18 protein-coding genes are annotated in these 18,024 nt (G+C 73.3%); 14 read left to right on the top strand and 4 right to left on the bottom strand.

Translation table 11 applies throughout. The annotated features are described in order from the left end of the window. Positions 1–6 precede the first annotated feature (6 nt). Positions 7–396: an ArsR/SmtB family transcription factor gene (locus CP967_RS29825; protein ID WP_150490943.1), complete on the top strand. Its 390-nt coding sequence runs from the start codon at positions 7–9 to the stop codon at positions 394–396. A gap of 84 nt (positions 397–480) precedes the next feature. Here the strand turns inward: CP967_RS29825 and CP967_RS29820 are convergent, their stop codons facing one another. Beyond that, positions 481–900, bottom strand: coding sequence for a four-helix bundle copper-binding protein (locus CP967_RS29820; protein ID WP_150490942.1), 420 nt, complete (start codon positions 898–900; stop codon positions 481–483). A gap of 412 nt (positions 901–1,312) precedes the next feature. Here CP967_RS29820 and CP967_RS29815 point away from each other — a divergent pair, with 412 nt between their 5' ends. Next, a complete protein-coding gene (locus CP967_RS29815) occupies positions 1,313–1,507 on the top strand; it encodes a hypothetical protein (RefSeq protein ID WP_150490941.1) in 195 nt (64 codons plus the stop codon). A 417-nt stretch (positions 1,508–1,924) separates the two neighbouring features. Continuing rightward, positions 1,925–2,524, top strand: coding sequence for a flavodoxin family protein (locus CP967_RS29810; RefSeq protein WP_150490940.1), 600 nt, complete (start codon positions 1,925–1,927; stop codon positions 2,522–2,524). A gap of 156 nt (positions 2,525–2,680) precedes the next feature. Here CP967_RS29810 and CP967_RS29805 read toward each other — a convergent pair whose 3' ends face one another. Continuing rightward, positions 2,681–2,905 (bottom strand): DUF5133 domain-containing protein, encoded by a 225-nt coding sequence (locus CP967_RS29805; protein WP_150490939.1) that lies wholly within the window; start codon positions 2,903–2,905, stop codon positions 2,681–2,683. Between the two features lie 760 nt (positions 2,906–3,665). Between CP967_RS29805 and CP967_RS29800 the strand changes: the two genes are divergently transcribed. Next, positions 3,666–4,475 carry an SDR family oxidoreductase gene (locus CP967_RS29800; protein ID WP_150490938.1) on the top strand — a complete coding sequence of 270 codons (810 nt, stop codon included), beginning with the start codon at positions 3,666–3,668 and terminating at the stop codon, positions 4,473–4,475. Positions 4,476–4,554: 79 nt separating this feature from the next. Here the strand turns inward: CP967_RS29800 and CP967_RS29795 are convergent, their stop codons facing one another. Continuing rightward, a complete protein-coding gene (locus tag CP967_RS29795; RefSeq protein ID WP_150490937.1) occupies positions 4,555–5,598 on the bottom strand; it encodes an NAD-dependent epimerase/dehydratase family protein in 1,044 nt (347 codons plus the stop codon). A gap of 681 nt (positions 5,599–6,279) precedes the next feature. On the opposite strand from CP967_RS29795, the gene CP967_RS29790 reads away from it, so the two are divergent. Beyond that, on the top strand, positions 6,280–7,260 hold the full coding sequence (locus tag CP967_RS29790; RefSeq protein ID WP_150490936.1) for a TIGR03557 family F420-dependent LLM class oxidoreductase: 981 nt from the start codon (positions 6,280–6,282) through the stop codon (positions 7,258–7,260). Between the two features lie 101 nt (positions 7,261–7,361). On the opposite strand, the gene CP967_RS29785 is transcribed toward CP967_RS29790, so the two are convergent. Further along, on the bottom strand, positions 7,362–8,288 hold the full coding sequence (locus CP967_RS29785) for a LysR family transcriptional regulator (protein ID WP_150490935.1): 927 nt from the start codon (positions 8,286–8,288) through the stop codon (positions 7,362–7,364). Between the two features lie 128 nt (positions 8,289–8,416). Here CP967_RS29785 and CP967_RS29780 point away from each other — a divergent pair, with 128 nt between their 5' ends. From CP967_RS29780 to CP967_RS29735, 9 genes are all read left to right on the top strand, one after another. Further along, positions 8,417–9,418, top strand: a complete 1,002-nt coding sequence (locus tag CP967_RS29780; RefSeq protein WP_150490934.1) for a fumarylacetoacetate hydrolase family protein — start codon at positions 8,417–8,419, stop codon at positions 9,416–9,418. After that, entirely contained in the window at positions 9,415–10,377 is a 963-nt protein-coding gene (locus tag CP967_RS29775) for a cyclase family protein (RefSeq protein ID WP_150490933.1), read from the top strand. The genes CP967_RS29780 and CP967_RS29775 overlap by 4 nt, the downstream gene beginning before the upstream one ends. Before the next feature lie 24 nt (positions 10,378–10,401). Further along, positions 10,402–11,532, top strand: coding sequence for an FAD-dependent oxidoreductase (locus CP967_RS29770; protein WP_150490932.1), 1,131 nt, complete (start codon positions 10,402–10,404; stop codon positions 11,530–11,532). Beyond that, entirely contained in the window at positions 11,529–12,575 is a 1,047-nt protein-coding gene (locus CP967_RS29765) for an amidohydrolase family protein (RefSeq protein ID WP_150490931.1), read from the top strand. The genes CP967_RS29770 and CP967_RS29765 overlap by 4 nt, the downstream gene beginning before the upstream one ends. 13 nt (positions 12,576–12,588) lie before the next feature. After that, the gene (locus CP967_RS29760; RefSeq protein WP_150490930.1) at positions 12,589–13,527 is read left to right on the top strand and encodes a VOC family protein; all 939 of its coding nucleotides are present in this window, start codon (positions 12,589–12,591) and stop codon (positions 13,525–13,527) included. Positions 13,528–13,629: 102 nt separating this feature from the next. Beyond that, positions 13,630–14,601 carry a fumarylacetoacetate hydrolase family protein gene (locus CP967_RS29755; protein WP_150490929.1) on the top strand — a complete coding sequence of 324 codons (972 nt, stop codon included), beginning with the start codon at positions 13,630–13,632 and terminating at the stop codon, positions 14,599–14,601. Continuing rightward, positions 14,598–15,377: an SDR family NAD(P)-dependent oxidoreductase gene (locus CP967_RS29750; protein WP_150490928.1), complete on the top strand. Its 780-nt coding sequence runs from the start codon at positions 14,598–14,600 to the stop codon at positions 15,375–15,377. Before CP967_RS29755 ends, CP967_RS29750 begins: the two co-directional genes overlap by 4 nt. A gap of 26 nt (positions 15,378–15,403) precedes the next feature. Continuing rightward, on the top strand, positions 15,404–16,336 hold the full coding sequence (locus CP967_RS35165; protein ID WP_280116540.1) for an SDR family NAD(P)-dependent oxidoreductase: 933 nt from the start codon (positions 15,404–15,406) through the stop codon (positions 16,334–16,336). 253 nt (positions 16,337–16,589) lie between these two features. After that, positions 16,590–17,948: an SGNH/GDSL hydrolase family protein gene (locus tag CP967_RS29735; RefSeq protein WP_150490926.1), complete on the top strand. Its 1,359-nt coding sequence runs from the start codon at positions 16,590–16,592 to the stop codon at positions 17,946–17,948. The last annotated feature ends 76 nt before the right edge of the window (positions 17,949–18,024 follow it).

Genomic DNA, 18,024 nt, shown 5'->3' with positions numbered 1-18,024 from the left:
GGCCCCATGGGCCACGGAGTCGACACCACCAGCAACGCCACTCCCCGCGAGCGCCTCGACGCGGTCGGGACCGCCGACGTCGCGGCGACCCTCCAGGCCCTGGCCACCCCCTCACGTCTGCACATCCTGGCCCGGCTCCAGGAAGGACCGTGTTCCGTCAACGACCTGGCGACCGCCGTGGGCATGGAGTCTTCCGCCTGTTCCCACCAGTTGCGCCTGCTGCGCAATCTCGGCCTGGTCACCGGCGAGCGTCACGGCCGCTCGATCATCTACGCCCTCTACGACGACCATGTCGCCGAACTCCTCGACCAGGCCCTCTACCACGTGGAGCACCTGCGCATGGGAGCGCGTGACGCCCGGGCGGCCGACCGGCCCGAGCCGACGACGGCCGGCTGAAACCGGCCCGCGGGGTACGGACGCCGGCGCCCGCGCGACCCAGGACCGCCCTCTCCTGACAAGTCCCCGTCGTGGACCGGCCGTTCAGCCGGCCCGCAGGTCCGGCGTCCGGAGCAGCTCGTCGCACGCCCGTTCACAGGACCGGCAGGCTTCGGCACACAGGCGGCAGTGCTCGTGCACGTCCGCGTGGGATTCGCATACGTCGGCACACGCCTTGCACGCCACCGCGCACGCCTGGAGGACGGCGCGGGTGACATCGGCGTCGCCACCGGTGCGGCGGGTCAGCACGGCGGCGGTGGCGGCGCAGATGCCGGCGCAGTCCAGGTCGGTGCGGACGCACCTGACGAGGTCGCCGACCATCTCTTCGGCCAGGCAGGCGTCCGCGCACGCGGTACACGTCTGCGCGCAGGCGACGCACTCCTCGATGCAGCGGCCGAGCTTCTCCCGGTCGACGCCGCCGAGACCGGCGGGGTGGGTGGCGAGCATGTCCCTGACCGTGGTCATCGCATGGCCTCCTTCGCGACGGGGCCCGGCGCGCCCGGCGGCCGCACCTGTCCGGGCCCCCGGGTTCCAGCCTCCGGCCTCCGTACGGGGCGCGCAAACGGGTCAACGGCCGCGGCCCGGCCCCCGTCCGCTCACGCCGTAGCACCACACCGATCCGCACCCTTCCGCATCCCTCCGCACCGATCCGCACCACCGAAGGCCGGTGCCCCCGCCGTCACCGTCGCCGTAGGGTCGCCGCCGCCCCGGCCCCACGCACGACTCGGGGGTCCCGGTGGGCTGTCCGGCCGAAAAGAGACCTGACAGGACACCCAGCCAAAGGGCCTTAAAAGGATGTTTCGGACACCCATGCTCGGGCACTCGACCTCTGGTGGACCCATCCGGTTCTCAGGAATGAGGCAAAGGAGCGAACGCCATGTCGAACCCGCAGCAGCCCGAGAAGAGGCGCAGCGACAAAGGCGGAGGAACCCCGCAGGACAGCGCCGAACTGAAGGCGCGGCAGCCCGGCACCCCACGGGGCAGTGGCCGGCCCCACGGCACGGACAAGGGCAGGTCGGGAGGCGGCCGGGGCGGCGGCATACCGCCCGCGCAGCGCCCCGACCACCCGTGACGGAAACTTCGGCACAGCCGCCGCAGGCCTCCTCGGCACCCCGCGCCACCGGCACGAGGGCCGCCGGGACCAGACCCGGCCGGAAGGCCGGCAGGGCCTGCGGCGGCCTTCCGGCGCACCCGCGCCCCATGGCCGTTCCCCCTCCGGACGGAACGGCCCCAAAGCCGTCCCGTCCGGCCCGTGCCGCTGTCGCCCCGGGGCCCGGCCCCCGGCCGCCCGGCACCGGATCCTCGCCCGGGCGGGTGCCTTCCCGGCATGCCGTAGGACGCCTTCCAGACGCATCCGCTTTATCTGTCTTGTCTGTATGCATCCGGTCCGAACGGCCCGTGCGCCCCGGCCGCCCCGAGGCGGCGTGGCGTCCGGTCTCCTCGTGCCGCCGAGCGCCACTCCCCACCGAGCCCGAGGAGACATCCGGTCATGCGCGCACTCGCTCTCGTCTGCACCTTGAACGCCTCGCCCGCACGATCCAGCAGCCATCTCCTGGCCGAGCAGGTCATGGCCGAGTTCGAACGCCATGGCGTGCGGGGCGAGATCGTCCGTGTGGCCGACCACGATGTCCGCCCGGGTGTCGGGGTGGACATGGGCGGCGGTGATGCCTGGCCGGCCCTCCGGGAGAAGGTCCTGGCGAGCGACATCCTCCTGGTGGCGACGCCCATCTGGCTCGGGCACCCCTCCAGCGTCTGCCAGCGGGTCCTGGAGCGCCTCGACGCCGAACTGTCCGAGACGGACGACCAGGGCCGCCCCCACCTCTACGGGAAGGTGGCGGCCGTGGCCGTCGTGGGCAACGAGGACGGGGCGCACAAGGTGAGCGCCGACGTGTTCCAGGGGCTGGACGACGTCGGTTTCTCCCTGGCTCCGGGCGCGGTCACGTACTGGGTGGGCGAAGCCATGCACGGCACCGACTACCAGGACCTGGACGAGGTCCCCGAGGCCGTCGCCTCCACGACCCGCACACTCGCCGTCAATACCGTGCATCTGGCACGGCTGCTCGCCGACCACCCCTACCCGGCGTCCTGACCCGCGAGCGGACCGGCCGGTGCCCGTCTCCGCCTCCCTGTACGCGGAGGAGGAGACGGGCACCGGCGCTGTCCAGCCGGGTACCGGTGCCGTTCAGCCGGGTACCGGTGCCGTTCAGCCGGGTACCGGTGCCGTTCAGCCGGGTACCGGTGCCGTTCAGGCGGGAGCCGAGGCCCACCTCCCGAACGACGAGCGGCGCACCTGTTCACGGGCCGCGTCGATCGCCTTGGCGATGTCCCGCGTCCCGGTGGAGACGCACAGGGTGTAGCAGACGTCCTCGAGGCGTCTGCGCACCTCGTCGTGGTCCTCGGCGTGTTTCGCCCGGAGTTCGTCGTAGCGGCGCAGCAGCTCTTCGAGTACCGCGGGATGTGCTGACAGCATCGCGCTCAGCCTCTCTCTCACTTCAGGGTGCCCGCCGGGACGCGGAGCGGGAGACCGGCTCCGCTGGGCCCGCCCCCGCCTCAGGGATCCGCCGCTCAGGGGCCGGCGGACGCCGGGCCGGGCGCGGGAGGAGGTCTCCGGTCCCTGACACCGCACCGCGCGCCCGGCAGAGCCGTCCGCACATCGGAACGGGGCAGTGGCATCGGAACGGAGCGGTGGGGAAGGGGGAGCGGCGGGAGGGTCGGGACCGGGTGACCCGGCGTCTTCGCCGTCACCCCGGGGAAGGCGGCCGGTCGTGACCGGCTGTTCGCCCGCCTTGCTCCACCAGAGTCCCGGCCGGACGACGCCTGTGCAAGTGCGAAGGCGCGTGCACGCCCTGCGGGCGACCCCCGGCCCCTCCCGGAGGCCCCCGCGCGGGCCCCGCCGGCTCCCCCGCGAGGAGCCCTCCGGGGCGCCCCGGAGGTTCCGGCGGCGAGAAGCCGCCATGCGTTTGTCCCCGTTTTCCACGGGTACGTGAGTGTTCGCGCTTCGGGTGCGGGACTGCCGCGCACCTCTGCCCCGTACGCCCGCCACGGCCGGACGCCTCCGCCGCACGGTCCGGAGCGGGGAGGCAGGAGCCGCCGGTGCGCCCTCGCTCCGCCGGGAGCGGCATCCCGCCCTGAACGCCGGCGCACGCCCCCGGGACGCCGGCGCGTATCTCCCGACGTCGGCACGTCCTCGGGACGCCGACGGCCCGCGACACGCCCCTCAGGAGGCAGAGATGACGGAAGAGACCCGGCGGATCCCCCCGGTGGCGCTCGTGACGGGCGCGGATTCGGGGATCGGCAGAGCCGTGGCGGTGAAACTCGGGCAGCAGGGCATGGACGTGGGCGTCACCTGGCACCGCGACCGCGAGGGAGGCGAGGCCACGGTGCGCGAGGTGCGCGCCTCGGGGCGCCGCGCCGTATCGGCCCGTCTGGACCTCTCGGACCTGCCGGCCGCAGCGGACGTGGTGGACGTCCTCGCGGAGACGCTGGGCCGCGTCGACGTCCTGGTCAACTGCGCCGGTACGGGGACGGCCAGCCGCTTCCTCGACCTGGATCTCGCCACGGTCCGGCAGGTGGTCGACGTGGACCTCGTCGGGCCCTTGCTCCTGTCCCAGCGCGCGGCCCGCCGCATGATCGACCGGGGCGAGGGCGGCCGCATCGTGAACATCACCTCGGTGCACGAGCACCAGCCGAGGGTGGGAGCGGCCCCCTACTGCGCGGCGAAGGGCGGCCTGGGGCTGCTGACGCAGGTGATGGCGCTGGAACTGGCGGAGTACGGGATCACGGTGAACGCGGTGGCTCCCGGGGAGATCGCGACCCCGATGACCGGTCAGGAGGACGTGGAGGTGGCGGGGGTGGACCGGCCCGGAATCCCGCTCGGCCGGCCCGGCGACGCCCGGGAGGTGGCCTCCGTCGTCGCCTTCCTGGCCGGGCCGGAGGCGTCGTACACGACCGGGGCCTCCTGGGTGGTGGACGGCGGGATGCTGCGCATGGGCCCGCAGGCGGGCTCGCATCTGTCCTCCGACGACTGGCGCCGGCCCTGAACCCGGGCGGCGGGCCGGTACGGTCCCGGCCCGCCGGGCACGGCACGGGCCGGGACCGCTCCGTGCCCCGTTCACGGGGTCAGCCGGTCCTCCGGCCGGCCAGCGGCGCGGTGTCCTCCCCCCGGCCGCTGCGCACCCCGCGCAGAAAGGCGCTCAGCGCCTCCTCGGACGACCGGGACGGCTGCCACCCCAGTACCTCGCGGGCTCTTCGGGAGTCCAGGACCGGCAGCCGCAGGACGGCGTCGAAGAGATGGGGCGAGGCCGGTACGGCATGGGCCCGCCACAGGGCCGCGAGTACGGCACGGGCCGGCGCCCTGGGAACGCGCACGACCCGGGCACCGAGCAGGCCGCCCAGCTTCCGTGCGTCGATCACCGGGCCGGCCGCCAGGTTGAAGGCACCGCGTACGTCCCGCAGGGCGGCCAGCCGGTACGCCTCCGCGGCGTCACCGGTATGCAGCGCCTGGAAGCGCAGGCCGTCCAGGTCGGGGACGAAGGGCAGCAGGCCCGGCCGCAGCAGGGGACCCGGCACGTACCGTCCGGCGAAGATGCGCCGCTGCTCGGCCGCCGCCGTCTCCTTGAAGAGGAAACCGGGCCTCATCCGGACCACCCGGACCTCCGGGTGGCGCAGCTCGAAGGCGTCCAGTACCCGCTCCAGGTAGGCCTTCTCCCGGCAGTAGGCCGCGTCGGGCCAGCCGTGGGTGGGCCATTCCTCGCCGACTCCGGGTTCCTCCTTGGGGCCGGGCGAGTAGGCGCCGACGGACGAGGCGTGCACCAGGGCCGGGACCCCGCTGCGCGCCACCGCGTCGAAGACCCGCACGGAACCGAGTACGTTGCTGCGCCAGGTGACGACGGGATCGTGGGTGGGCTGGAAGCGCCAGGCCAGGTGGACGAGGGCGTCGGCTCCCCGCAGCAGACCGGTGAGGCGGTCCGCGCTGTCGGACCGCGAGAGGTCGGCGGTCTGCCACTCCACACCGGCGATGTCCAGCGAGGGACGCCGTCGGGCCAGTGCGAGGACCGAGGCGACCTCCGGGTCGGCGGCCAGCGCGCGGACCACGCTCGTCCCGACGTTGCCCGTGGCGCCCGTGACCACGATCCGCTTGCCTGTGGACCGGTCGGTCTCCATGAACAGCTCCTTGTCTCGTGCCGTCGTGGCCGTCATGGCCGTCACGGCCGTCGTTGCCTTCGTTGCCGTCGTGGCCGTCGTGGCCGTCGTGGCCGTCGTCGTGACGGCCGCTCGCCCCGGCCCCGCCGGCGGGAGGAAGGCGGCCGCACGGAGCGCCCCGCGGTCTTCTCCGTGCCGTGGCAGCGGGCACCGCGCAGGAGGCGCGGCCCTGGGCCGCGGCGAGGCGTCGGAAGGTCCCGGGCCGGGTTCGCCGGCGTACCGGGCGTCCACGGCCACGGGGTGCTCGCCTCCTCACCGAACGGGCTAGCCGCCACCGGGTGACGGTCCGCCGGGACACGGCGTGCGGCAGGGGCGCGGGCCGTGCGGTACCCGCCACCGGGGCGCGCGCCCCGCGTCGGGGCCCCCGGTGGCCTTGCCACGCGCCGACGGCCGCGAAACGCGGGGGCCCGCGTTCTCATCCGGCCGGCGCGCGCCCTGCCGGGGGTCCGCCCGGCCCCCGCGCCGCGCCGCGGGGCCACGGGGTACGGCCTCCTGCGCCGTCACGGAGCGGTGGCCCCGGTCCGTGCGGCGGGGGCCGACGGGTTCGGCCCGGGTGCGACGGCGTTACGCCCCGGCGTCGGGGGGTACCCCTGTGCGGAAGGAGCGAATCCGGATAAACGATGACGAGGGAATGAGGCGTCCATGGAGATCGGCTACAAGCTCGCCGCCGAGGCGTTCGGTCCGGCGGAACTGGTACGGCAGGCGGTCCTGGCGGAGGAGGCGGGCTTCGACTTCGTCGAGATCAGTGACCACTACCACCCGTGGCTCGACAACCAGGGGCATTCGCCGTTCGCGTGGACGGTGCTGGGAAGCATCGCCGCCAGGACCTCGCGGATCGGGCTGGCGACCGGCGTGACGTGCCCGACCGTGCGTTACCACCCGGCGGTCATCGCGCAGGCGGCGGCGACGCTCGCGCTGCTGTCCGAGGGCCGGTTCGTCCTCGGTCTCGGCTCGGGGGAACGGCTCAACGAGCATGTGGTCGGCCGCGGTTTCCCGGACGCGGTCAGCACCCGGCAGGAGATGCTGCGGGAGGCCCTGGAGATCATCCGGCTGCTGTGGAGCGGAGGGTACCGGTCCTACGAAGGCAAGCACCTGCGGCTGGAGGACGCCCGGGTGTTCGACCTCCCCGAGGAGCTCCCCCTGATCGCGGTGGCCGCGGGCGGACGGGAGGCGGCGGCCCTCGCCGCCGAACTGGGCGACGGCCTGTTCGCCACCGAGGACAGGCCGGAGCTCGTCGGGCACTACCACGACGCCGGCGGCACCGGCCCCCGGTACGCGGAGGTGCCCATGGCCTGGGCGCCCGACGAGCACACCGCGGCCCAGGCCGCACTGGACACCTCGCGGTGGGCACTGACCGGCTGGAAGGTCATGAGCGAGCTGCCCAACCCCGTCAACTTCGACGCGGCCACCACCACCGTGCGCGAGGAGGACATCCTGCGGAAGTTCGCCTGCGGCCCCGATCCGGCGCGGTACCTCGACGCGGCGCAGCAGTTCGTCGACGCGGGCTTCGACCGGCTGGTGATGCAGAACGCGGGGCCCGACCCCGACGGCTTCGTCGACTTCTACCGGCGTGAACTCGACGGCCCTCTCCGGAAGCTGGTGCCGGGCGGAAAGCCCGCATGAAATCCCCTGAGACCAAGCGTTTCTGACAGAACATCAGCACATGGGCCCGCCGCGCCCCGGAAGCCGCCTTCCGGGGCCGCCGGCGCGGGGCGGGCCGGACTTCAGGCGTCGGCGCCCGGCGAGGCGCCGTCCATCCGGGCCCCGACGCGGGCGCACGTCTCGCGCAGCCAGATGTGCGCCGCGTCGTGCGTGTGCACGGGGTGCCACCACAGCGCCTCCCGGAGCGGAACCGCTTCGTACGGCGGCTCCACCACGCGCACGGCGGCGAGCGGGGCGAGGAGCCGGGCGAGGCGCTCCTGGACCAGGGTGATGCGCCGCGTCCCCTGCACCAGCAGCGGCAGCAGCTGGAAGCTGTCGACGGAGACCTCCACCCTCGGCTCGATGCCGAGCATGCCGAGCTGGCGTACGGCCGGGGCGTCGTAGGTGCGCTGGTAGGTGACCCAGGGCAGCCGCCCCAGATCCTCGCGGGTGAGCCGGTCGCCGACCGCGGGATTGCCCTCGGCGACGAGGAAGACCCAGCGGTCCCCGTAGAGGTCGGTCGCGGGGAAGTCGCTGATGACCCCGTGCGGCATGAACAGCCCGTCCGTGGTGCTCAGCAGGGTGGCCGTGTCGTCGACCACACCGGGCGGGGTCTGGGCGAAGCGGAGCCGGATGCCGGGAGCCTCCTCGTGCACGATCCGGGCGAGTTCGGCGCCGAACACCGCGACCGCGTAGTCGGATGCCACGATCTTGAACTCGCGTGTCTCGCTGCCCGGGTCGAACTCGGCCTGGCTCGCGAAGAGACGCTCCATCACCTCGCAGGCGGTGGCTGTGCGGTGGAGGAGGACCTGGCCGAGAGCGGTGAGTTCGTAGTGACCGCCCACGCGGGCGAGCAGGTCGTCGTCGAAGTGCCGGCGCAGCCGGGCCAGGGCGGCGCTCATCGCGGGCTGGCTGAGCCCGACGCGCTGTCCGGCGCGGGTGACGTTGCGCTCCTCCAGCAGAGCGCGCAGGGCGACGACGAGATTGAGGTCGAGACGGGCCAGATTCACAGGATTTCCTCATGCGACAGTCCTCCGACCTGGGAGGAATAAACAGGATGGATGGCAGCCATCCATAGAATCGATTTCCCTGATTGCAGGTGGCGGGTCCAGATTAGTCGCACCGCAATCAGGAGGACATGTTCGTGAAACCTGTATCCGCGTCCGCGCTGTTCGCCGGCCCGTACGCCCTCGCCACGCTCTCCGCGCCCGACGGCCCGGAGTTCCCCGCTCTCGTCACGGCGGACGCCCAGGTGGTCGACCTGCGCGCCGCCTTCGGGGACGACCGGCTGACCGTCCGCGGCCTCCTGGACGTCTGGGACGCGACGGTGACGCGTCTGGAGGCGCTGGCCGGCGACAGCGGTGCGGAGAAGAGGCCACTGGCGGACTTCCGGGTACACGCCCCCGTCAAGCCGCGTCAGGTGTTCCAGTCCGGCGCGAACTACCGGCAGCACGTCATCGATCTGCATGTCGCCCACCGCGCCCCGGGCGACGACCGTCCCGAGGAGGAGCGGCGCGCCGAAGCGGCGGAGATCATGGACCGGCGGGCGGCCGAGGACCTTCCGTATGTCTTCATCGGGCTGCCGAGCGCGATCACCGGCCCGTACGACGACGTCGTGCTCCCGGCGTGGGCGAAGAAGCCCGACTGGGAGCTGGAGCTGGCGGCGGTCATCGGCCGCCCCGCCCACCAGGTGTCCGTGGAGGAGGCGCTGGAGTACGTCGCCGGTTACACGATCGCCAACGACCTGACCGACCGCGCCACCGTCTTCCGCCGGGACATGCCCCAGATCGGTACGGACTGGCTGCGCAGCAAGAACGCGCCCGGGTTCACGCCGCTCGGCCCCTGGATCGTGCCCGCCGCCTCGGTCCCGGACACCGGCGGCCTGCGCCTGGTGCTGAAGCTGAACGGCGAGACCATGCAGGACGAGTCCACCGAGGACATGATCTTCGACGTGGCGCGCATGGTCTCGTACGCGTCGCAGAGCGCCCGGCTCCTGCCCGGTGACCTGGTGCTGACCGGCTCCCCGGCCGGCAACGGCATGCACTGGGGCCGGCTGCTGCGGGACGGCGACGTCATGGACGGCTCCGTGACCGGTCTCGGCGCCCAGCGCACCCGCTGCGTGGCGGAGGTCTCCCCGTGAGCCTCGACCGCCACGACCCCGAGGGGGCGGTCGCCGGGGCGGCGAAGGCGTACTCGAACTGGGGGCGCTGGGGCGAGGACGACGTGCTGGGCACCCTCAACTTCCTCGACGAGGACAAGCGCCGGGAAGGCGCGGCGCTGATCCGGCGGGGCGTCAGCTTCTCCCTCGCCCAGCGCTTCGACATGGACGGCCCGCAGAAGGGCTGGCGGCGCCGCACCAACCCGGTGCACACCATGCTGGACACCGGTACCGACGCGTCCCTCGGCCTCCAGGGCTTTCCGCATGGCATCGGCGGCGCGGACGACGTGATCGCGATGCCGTTGCAGTGCTCCACGCAGTGGGACGGGCTGGGCCACATCTTCGACCACGGCAAGGCGTGGAACGGGCGTGACGCCGGGAGGACCGTCACCTCCGACGGGGACCTGGTCACCGGTATCGAGCACATGGCCCCGCACGTCGCCGGGCGCGGTGTGCTGCTGGACGTCGGGCGGGCGGTCGGCACGGACGGCGAGCTGCCGGACGGTTTCGCGATCACCGAGGAGCACCTGAGGGCGACCGCCGGGGCCCAGGGGGTGGCGGTCGGCCGCGGCGACATCGTCGTGGTCCGTACCGGTCAGCTCTCCCGGGTCCGCCGCGAGGGCTGGGGGGACTACGCGGGCGGCCCGGCCCCCGGCCTGTCGTTCACCACCGCCGGCTGGCTGCACGGCACCGAGATCGCCGCGATCGCCACGGACACCTGGGGATTCGAGGTCCGGCCCAACGAGTTCGAGCACGCCTTCCAGCCGCTCCACCAGGTCGCCATCCCCAACATCGGCCTGCTGATCGGCGAGATGTGGGACCTGGACGCGCTCGCCGAGGACTGCGCGGCCGACGGCGTGTACGACTTCTGGCTCACCGCCGCACCCCTGCCGATCACCGGCGCGGTCGGCTCCCCCGTCAACCCGATCGCCGTCAAGTAGAGACAGGAACAAGGGAGTTCCACCATGAATGAAGCCCGCAAGGTCCTGGTGATCGGTGGCGGCGCGTCCGGCAACGCCATGACGCTGCTGCTGCGCCGCGCCGGTGTCGAGGTGCATCTGATCGAGGCCAGGGACGACTGGAACGCCACCGCCGGCTCGGGCATCACCCTCCAGGGCAACGCTCTGCGGGTGCTGCGTGAGCTGGGTGTGTGGGAACAGGTCGAGGCGTCCGGTTACGGCTTCGGCTCGGTGGGGATCACGGCGCCGGACGGCACCGTCCTGCACGTGCAGGACGACATCCGCAGCGGCGGCGACGACCTGCCGGCCACCGTCGGGATGCAGCGCCCCCGGCTCCAGCAGATCCTCATCGAGGCCGTCCGGGCGAGCGGCGCGTCGGTGCGCCTCGGTACCCGCGCCGAGTCGCTGGACCAGGATGCCGGCGGCGTCACGGTCCGCTTCACCGACGGCACCGAGGACCGCTACGACCTGGTGGTCGCGGCGGACGGCCTCGGCTCCACCACCCGGTCCGCCATCGGCATCACGGCGAAGCCCGAGCCGACCGGCATGGCCATCTGGCGGGTCGCCGCCCCGCGCCCGGCCGGCGTGACCCGCACCGACCTCGCCTACGGCGGTCCCGCCTACATCGCCGGCTACTGCCCCACCAGCGAGACCACCCTCTACGCGTACGTCGTCGAGGCCAACCGCGACCGGGCCTCCATCCCCCCGGAGTCGTACGCCGACGAGATGCGCCGTCTGACCTCCGCCTACGGCGGGTTCTGGCCGGAGATCACCGAAACCGTCACGGACGCGGCGAAGGTCAACTACACCTGGTTCGACCGCCTGCTGGTCGAGGGCTCCTGGCACCGCGGCCGGGTGGTGCTGATCGGCGACGCGGCCCACTGCTGCCCGCCCACCCTCGCCCAGGGTGCCGCCCTGTCCCTGGAGGACGCGTCCGTGCTCGCGCAGATGCTGACCGCGGCCGACGACTGGGACGACGCCCTGTTCCAGGCGTACTACGAGCGGCGCGTCGCACGTGTCCGGCCGGTCGTGGAGGCGTCCGTGCAGATCGGGCGGTGGCAGCTCGACGGCGTCCGCGACGCGGACGTGCCCGGCCTCATGGGCCGCACCATGACGATGCTCCGGGAGCTTCCGTGACCGCACCCGCCCCTCACCCGGCCGCCGCCGGCCGCCGGACGGGCGCTGCCCCGACCGTCGACGTACACGCCCACGTCCTGCTGCCGGAGATCGACGCGCTGGTGGCCGGTCTGCCCGGCCACGCGGAGGCCAGGGAACTGGACGCCCGGCGCAACGGCCCCGCCGCGCTCGCCGTCAACGGCCCCATGGTCCGCGAACGCGTCCCGAGGATGACCGACCCCGCCGTGCGCCTCGCGGCGATGGACGCGCAGGGCGTGGACGTCCAGCTGGTCAGCCCCTCCCCCTCGCACTACCACTACTGGGCCGACGAGGACACGGCCGGGAAGGTCTGCCGGCTGGCCAACGAGGCGACCGCGGCGCACTGCGCCTCGGCGCCCGGCCGGCTGCGGGGCCTCGGACTGGTACCGCTCCAGCACCCGCAGCACATGGTGAGCGCCCTCGACCACGCCCTGGAACAGGGGCTGGCCGGGGTGGAGATCTCCAGCCACGCGCCGGGCCGGGAGCTCTCCGACCCCGCGTACGAGCCCTTCTGGGCCCGGGCGGCGCAGACCGGCGCGGTCGTCTTCCTGCACCCCTTCGGGTGCACGCTCGACGAGCGTCTGGACCGGTGGTACCTGTCGAACACGGTGGGCCAGCCCACCGAGAACGCGGTCGCGCTCTCCCACCTCATCTTCTCGGGTGTCCTCGACCGCCACCCCCTCAAGCTGATCGCGGCGCACGGCGGCGGTTACCTGCCCACCCACATCGGCCGTTCCGACCACGCCTGGTCGGCCCGTTCCGACGCGGGCGCCGGCTGCGCCCAGCTGCCCAGCAGCTACCTGAAGCGGCTGTACTTCGACTCCCTCGTCCACGACCCGCACGTCCTGCGGGAACTGGTCCGTGTGGCCGGCGCCGACCGTGTGCTCCTCGGCTCCGACTACCCCTTCGACATGGGCGCCGACGACCCCGTCGCCGCCCTGCGCGCGGCCCGGCTGTCCGAGGACGACCTCGACGCCGTGCGTGGCCGGAACGCGTCCGCCCTGCTCGACCTCACCCACGCCTGAGGAGGAACCCCTCATGAGCGCACGTCTGCTCACCCATCTGCGGCACGTCGACCTGGCCGTGCCGGACTACGAGAAGCAGCTCGACTTCTACGGCGGGGTCTGGGGGCTGACCAAGGTCGCCGAGGACTCCGGTATCTCCTTCCTCGCCGCCGAGGGGTCCCCCGAGCAGTACGTCGTACGTCTGCGGAAGGCGGAGGAGAAGCGCCTCGACCTCGTCTCCTACGGCGCCGCGAGCCCCGAGGACGTGGACACCCTCGCCGAACGGCTCCTCGCGGGAGACGTCCGGCTGATCTCCCGGCCCGGCAAGGTGGACACCCCCGGCGGCGGGTACGGCTTCCGCTTCTTCGACGTGGACGGCCGCACCATCGAGGTCCTGGCCGACGTCGAGGTCCGGCAGCACCGCAGGATCGAGGAGAAGGAGGCCATCCCGGTCAAGCTCTCCCACGTCGTCCTCAACTCCCCCGATCTCAACCGCACCCGCGAGTGGTACGAGCGCCACCTCGGCTTCGCCCTCTCCGACACGCTCAGCTCGCCGCACATGGGCGAGGTCATGCACTTCATGCGGATCAGCAACCAGCACCACTCCATGGCGATCGCACAGGGCCCGCACACCTCCCTGCACCACATCTCCTTCGAGATGCGCGGCCTCGACGAGTACATGCGCGGTTCCGGGCGGGTCATCCGGGCGGGCTTCAAGAAGGTGTGGGGTCCGGGACGGCACATGGCCGGGGACAACACCTTCACCTACTTCCTCGACCCGCACGGCAACACCGTCGAGTACACCACCGAGCTGGAGCTGCTGGACGAGGACACCTGGCACCCCCACGTCTACGACTTCTCCCGGCCCGAGGTCACCGACCAGTGGGGCACCGCCAACCCGATGAACGAACTCGTCGCCAAGGAGTCGTTCAACGACCCCGACCGCGGCGTGTTCGTCGCCCCGCCCGTCTGATCCCTCCCCCGCCCCTCCCCGTTCACCTCTCCGCCCGTCCGGGGCCGGCGGCGTGGCCTTCCGTCCCACGCCGCCGGCCCTCTCCCCACCAGGAGCCGTACCGTGCGTTTCGTCGCCTACGAGTACCAGCACCGCCGCCGCGTGGCCGTCATGGAAGAGGACGGCACCCTGCTCCCCCTGCCCGGCGTCTCCTCACTCACCACGCTTCTCCAGGAGACCGGCGGTCTGCCCGGACTGCTCGCCGCGGGGGCGGCGGCCCTCGACGTGCCCGCCGGGCCCCATGTCTCCCGGGTGCGGCTGCTCCCGCCCCTCCAGCCCGCGTCCGTACGCGACTTCGTCACCTTCGAGGAACACGTCGAGGGCGTACGCCGGTCCGTCGACGGTGTCGCGGGGGTCCCCGGCCAGTGGTACGAGGCCCCGACCTTCTACTTCACCAACCCCCACGCGATCTACGGCCCCGGCCAGGACGTGCCCGTGCCGCCCGGCTCGTCCGTCCTGGACTTCGAACTCGAGGTCGGTGCCGTCATCGGCCGCGAGGGCGGCGACCTCACACCGGAGCAGGCCCGCGACCACATCGTCGGCTACACCGTCTTCAACGACTGGTCCGCCCGCGACCTGCAGTCCGCCGAGATGAAGGTCGGCCTCGGCCCCTGCAAGGGCAAGGACACGGCCACCACCCTGGGCCCCTGCCTGGTCACCGCCGACGAACTGGAACCGTACCGGGACGCCGACGGCTTCCTGCGCCTGGCGCTCACCGCCGAGATCAACGGTGAGACGGTCGGGAAGGACCTGCTGTCCAACATGAGCTGGACCTTCGAGGAGATGACCGCCTACGCGTCCCGTGGCACCCGGGTGGTGCCGGGCGACGTGCTCGGGTCGGGCACGTGCGGCAACGGGGGCTGCCTCGCGGAGCTCTGGGGCCTGCGCGGCGAGCAGACCCCTCGCCCGCTGCGGCCGGGTGACGTCGTCAGCCTGACCGTCGAGGGCATCGGCACACTCACCAGCACCGTGGTCCCGGGCGTCGAACCCCACCCGCTGCCGGCCGGCCGGCGCCGCGACCGGTCCCGGCCGTGACCGCCCCGCGTACCGGGGACCTGCTCGGCAAGGTCGTCGTCGTGACCGGCGCGGCCCGCGGCCAGGGCGCCGCAGAGGCGGCCGCCCTCGCCCGCGAGGGCGCGCACGTCGTCGCGACCGACGCCCGGCCGGTGGACGGCTGCCGCGCCCTGGACGTCACCAGCGAGGAGGACTGGGCCGCGCTCGCCGCCGAACTGCGCGAGACGTACGGCCAGGTGCACGGGCTGGTCAACAACGCCGGTGTCACCTGGCGCGCCCGCGTCGGCGACGTACGCCCCGAGGACATGGCACGCGTCCACGCGGTCAACGTCACCGGCCCGCTCCTGGGCATCCAGTACCTCACGCCCCTGATGCCCCCGGGCTCCTCCATCGTGAACGTGGGCTCCTCGGCGGCCCTCACCGCCCACTACCCGGTCGCGTACACGACCAGCAAGTGGGCGCTGCGGGGCCTGTCGAAGACGGCGGCTCTGGAACTGGGGCCGCGCGGCATCCGCGTCAACACGGTCCATCCCGGCTACATCGAGACCGAGATGACCGCCTCGGCCGCTCCGGCCTTCCGGGAGAGCAATGTGAGGGAGACCCCGCTGGGGCGCACCGGTAGCGCGGAGGAGGTCGCTCCGCTGGTGGTCTTCCTGCTGTCCGGCCGGGCGTCGTTCATCACCGGTGCCGAGATCCCCGTCGACGGCGGCCTCACGGCGCACGGGGGCGTCAAGTCCGTGTCCGACGCCCTGCGGCCGGCCGCCGCGGACGCTCCGCTCCCCGGGGCCGTACGGTGAGACGCCTTGAGGGCAAGGTGGTCCTGGTGCCCGCTACCGCCCCGGGCCGGGGCCGCGCGGCGGCCCTGCGCTTCGCCGCCGAGGGCGCGCTGGTCGTGGCCGGTGACCCGTCGCACGAGGAGGCCGTCGAGACCCGGCGGCTCATCGCCCGGGAAGGCGGCACGGCCCTCGTTCCCGGGCCCTTGGACCCCGCCGACGAGGCGTCCGTCCGCGGCTGGGTCGAGGAGGCCGCGGACGCGTTCGGCGGTATCGACATCGTCCACACCCGTGCCGGCCTCCGCCCCTGCGCCTCCACGGGGCGGGACGAGCGGAGCCCGGCCGGGCCTGGTGCGGAGCGGCCGGGCACGGGCCGGCCGGATGAGGAGCGACCGGGTACGGACCGGCCTGGTTCGGACCGACCGGGTGCGGACCGGCCTGGTGCGGACCGACCGGATGCGAAGCGGCCAGATGCGGAGCGACCGGGTACGGACCGGCCTGACCCGCTCCCGATGGACCTGCTCCTGCCGGTTGTTCGCCCCGCCTGGCCGCATCTGGTCCGCAGCCGCGGTTGCGTGGTCGTCGACGGTTCGGCCGCCGGTCCGGACGGCCCCTTCCACCACCGGGGCACCGCGCTCCTTCGGCCCTCCGGTGATGCGGTGGTCGCGCTGACCCGCCGGCTCGCGGCCGAGGGGGCCCCGTACGGCATCCGCGTCAACTGCGTCGGTCCCGGTGTGTTCGGCACCGGTGGCTCCCGCGCGGGACTTCCCGTGACGGGCCGCATGCCCACGGGGGGCCGTATGGCGGACAGCCCGCCGCACGGCAGCATGGAACGCCTTCCGCTCAGCCGTGCAGGAGAGGCCCCCGAGGACGTCGCCGCCGCTGCGGTGTTCCTCGCCTCCGGCGAGGCCGCGCACCTCACGGGCGTCTGTCTGACACCGGACGGCGCCTGGTCCGTGCTCCCGCCCGACGCCATGCCCTGAGCGGTTCGACGACCGCTGCGATCCGGCCATCGCCGGTAACCCCCGCCCTTGACCCGGCGGCCCGAACGGTGCTTGCATCCGCCCGGCGAGCCCCGCCGGACAACGTTGTCGGGGCTCTTTCACCCCTCCTCGCCCACCCCCGCGAGGACATCCCGCCGACCCCACCGCGCCCACCCCGGCACACGGCCTCCCCGCCTCGCCCCTCTGCCTCTGCCTCTGCCTCTGCCTCTGCCTCTGCCAGGAGAGAACACCCATGCGTTTACGTCCTTCCTCCGTCTTCCGCCGCCGGACGACGCCACCAACCCCCTCCGCCCGCCCGGGAGCACCGTCGAACCGGTTCGTCCGCCGGTTCACCGGCGTTTCCGCCGTCCGGCTCCCCCTCGCCGCCGTCGGCGCTCTCGCCCTGGCCGTCACCCTGCTCCCCCGGCCGGCCGCCGCCCACGGTTCCGGCGGCGGCTGGGCCACCGTCTGGGGCGCCAGCCAGGTGGCGGGCAGTGAGATCCCGGGCAACACCTGCCCGGCAGGCTCCGGCCTGGCGGACCAAACGGTCCGCAACGTCCTGTTCGTCAGCGCCGGAGGCAACAGCGTCCGGGTGCGGCTGGCCAACACCTTCGGCTCGCGGCCGGTGAGCGTGGACCATGTCACGGTCGCGCTCCAGCGGTCCGGGGCCGCGGCCGTGTCCGGCTCCCTGCGGACCCTGACCTTCGACGGCCGGCACAGGACCACCCTTCCGGCCGGAGGAGACCTCTACAGCGATCCGGTCCGCCTGAAGGTGCCCGCGCTGTCCACGCTGCTGGTGAGCATCCATGTCGACAAGGCGACAGGCCCGCTGACGAACCATCCGTTCACCGCTCAGGGCAACTACCTGGCGGCCGGGGACGCGGCTGCCGACACCGCCGGGACCGGGTTCTCCGGTACCCCCTGCTGGATGCTGGTCAGCGGTGTGGACGTGCGCGGCAGTGCCCGTACCGCCGGCACGGTCGTGACGTTCGGGGACTCCATCACCGATACCGCCAGCACCACCGGCAACGCCAACCAGCGTTATCCGGACCATCTCGCCCGCCGGCTGCAGGACCGGCCCGGCCGTACGCTCGCCGTGGTCAACGCGGGCTTGGGCGGCAACAGGCTCATCGCCGACCGTGAAGGCGAGCCCTATTACGGCCCTTCGGGAATCTCCCGGGTCGGCCGCGACGCACTCGGACAGAGCGGTGTCAGGGCGGTCATCCTTCAGGAGGGCATCAACGACATCGGCTTCAGCGCGTCCGCCGAAGACATCATCGCCGGGTACCGGACGTTCATCGAGAAGGTCCGCGGCAGCGGTGTCCCGGTCTACGGCGGCACCCTGCTGCCTTTCCGGAACTCGTTCGTCTGGACCCCGGAACGGCAGGCGACCTGGGACACGGTCAACGACTGGATCCGAGACTCCGGCGCCTTCGACGGCGTCATCGACTTCGCCGCGGCGACCGCCTCGGCCGGCGATCCACTGGCACTGGCCCCCGCCTACGACAGCGGGGACGGCCTGCATCCCAATGACGCCGGGACCCTCGCGATGGCCGAGGCCGTCGATCTGGACATGCTGCTCACCCGGAAGGGCGGCTCCCGTACCTCCTGAGGCCCCGCCGCGAGGGGCCGGCCCGGGAAACCGGCTGGGCCCACAGCAACCCGGACCCACGCCCCGGCCCGCCCCG

It is taken from the genome of Streptomyces nitrosporeus (assembly GCF_008704555.1).
Lineage (GTDB): Bacteria > Actinomycetota > Actinomycetes > Streptomycetales > Streptomycetaceae > Streptomyces > Streptomyces nitrosporeus.
This window is presented reverse-complemented; position numbering and strand designations above follow the sequence as displayed.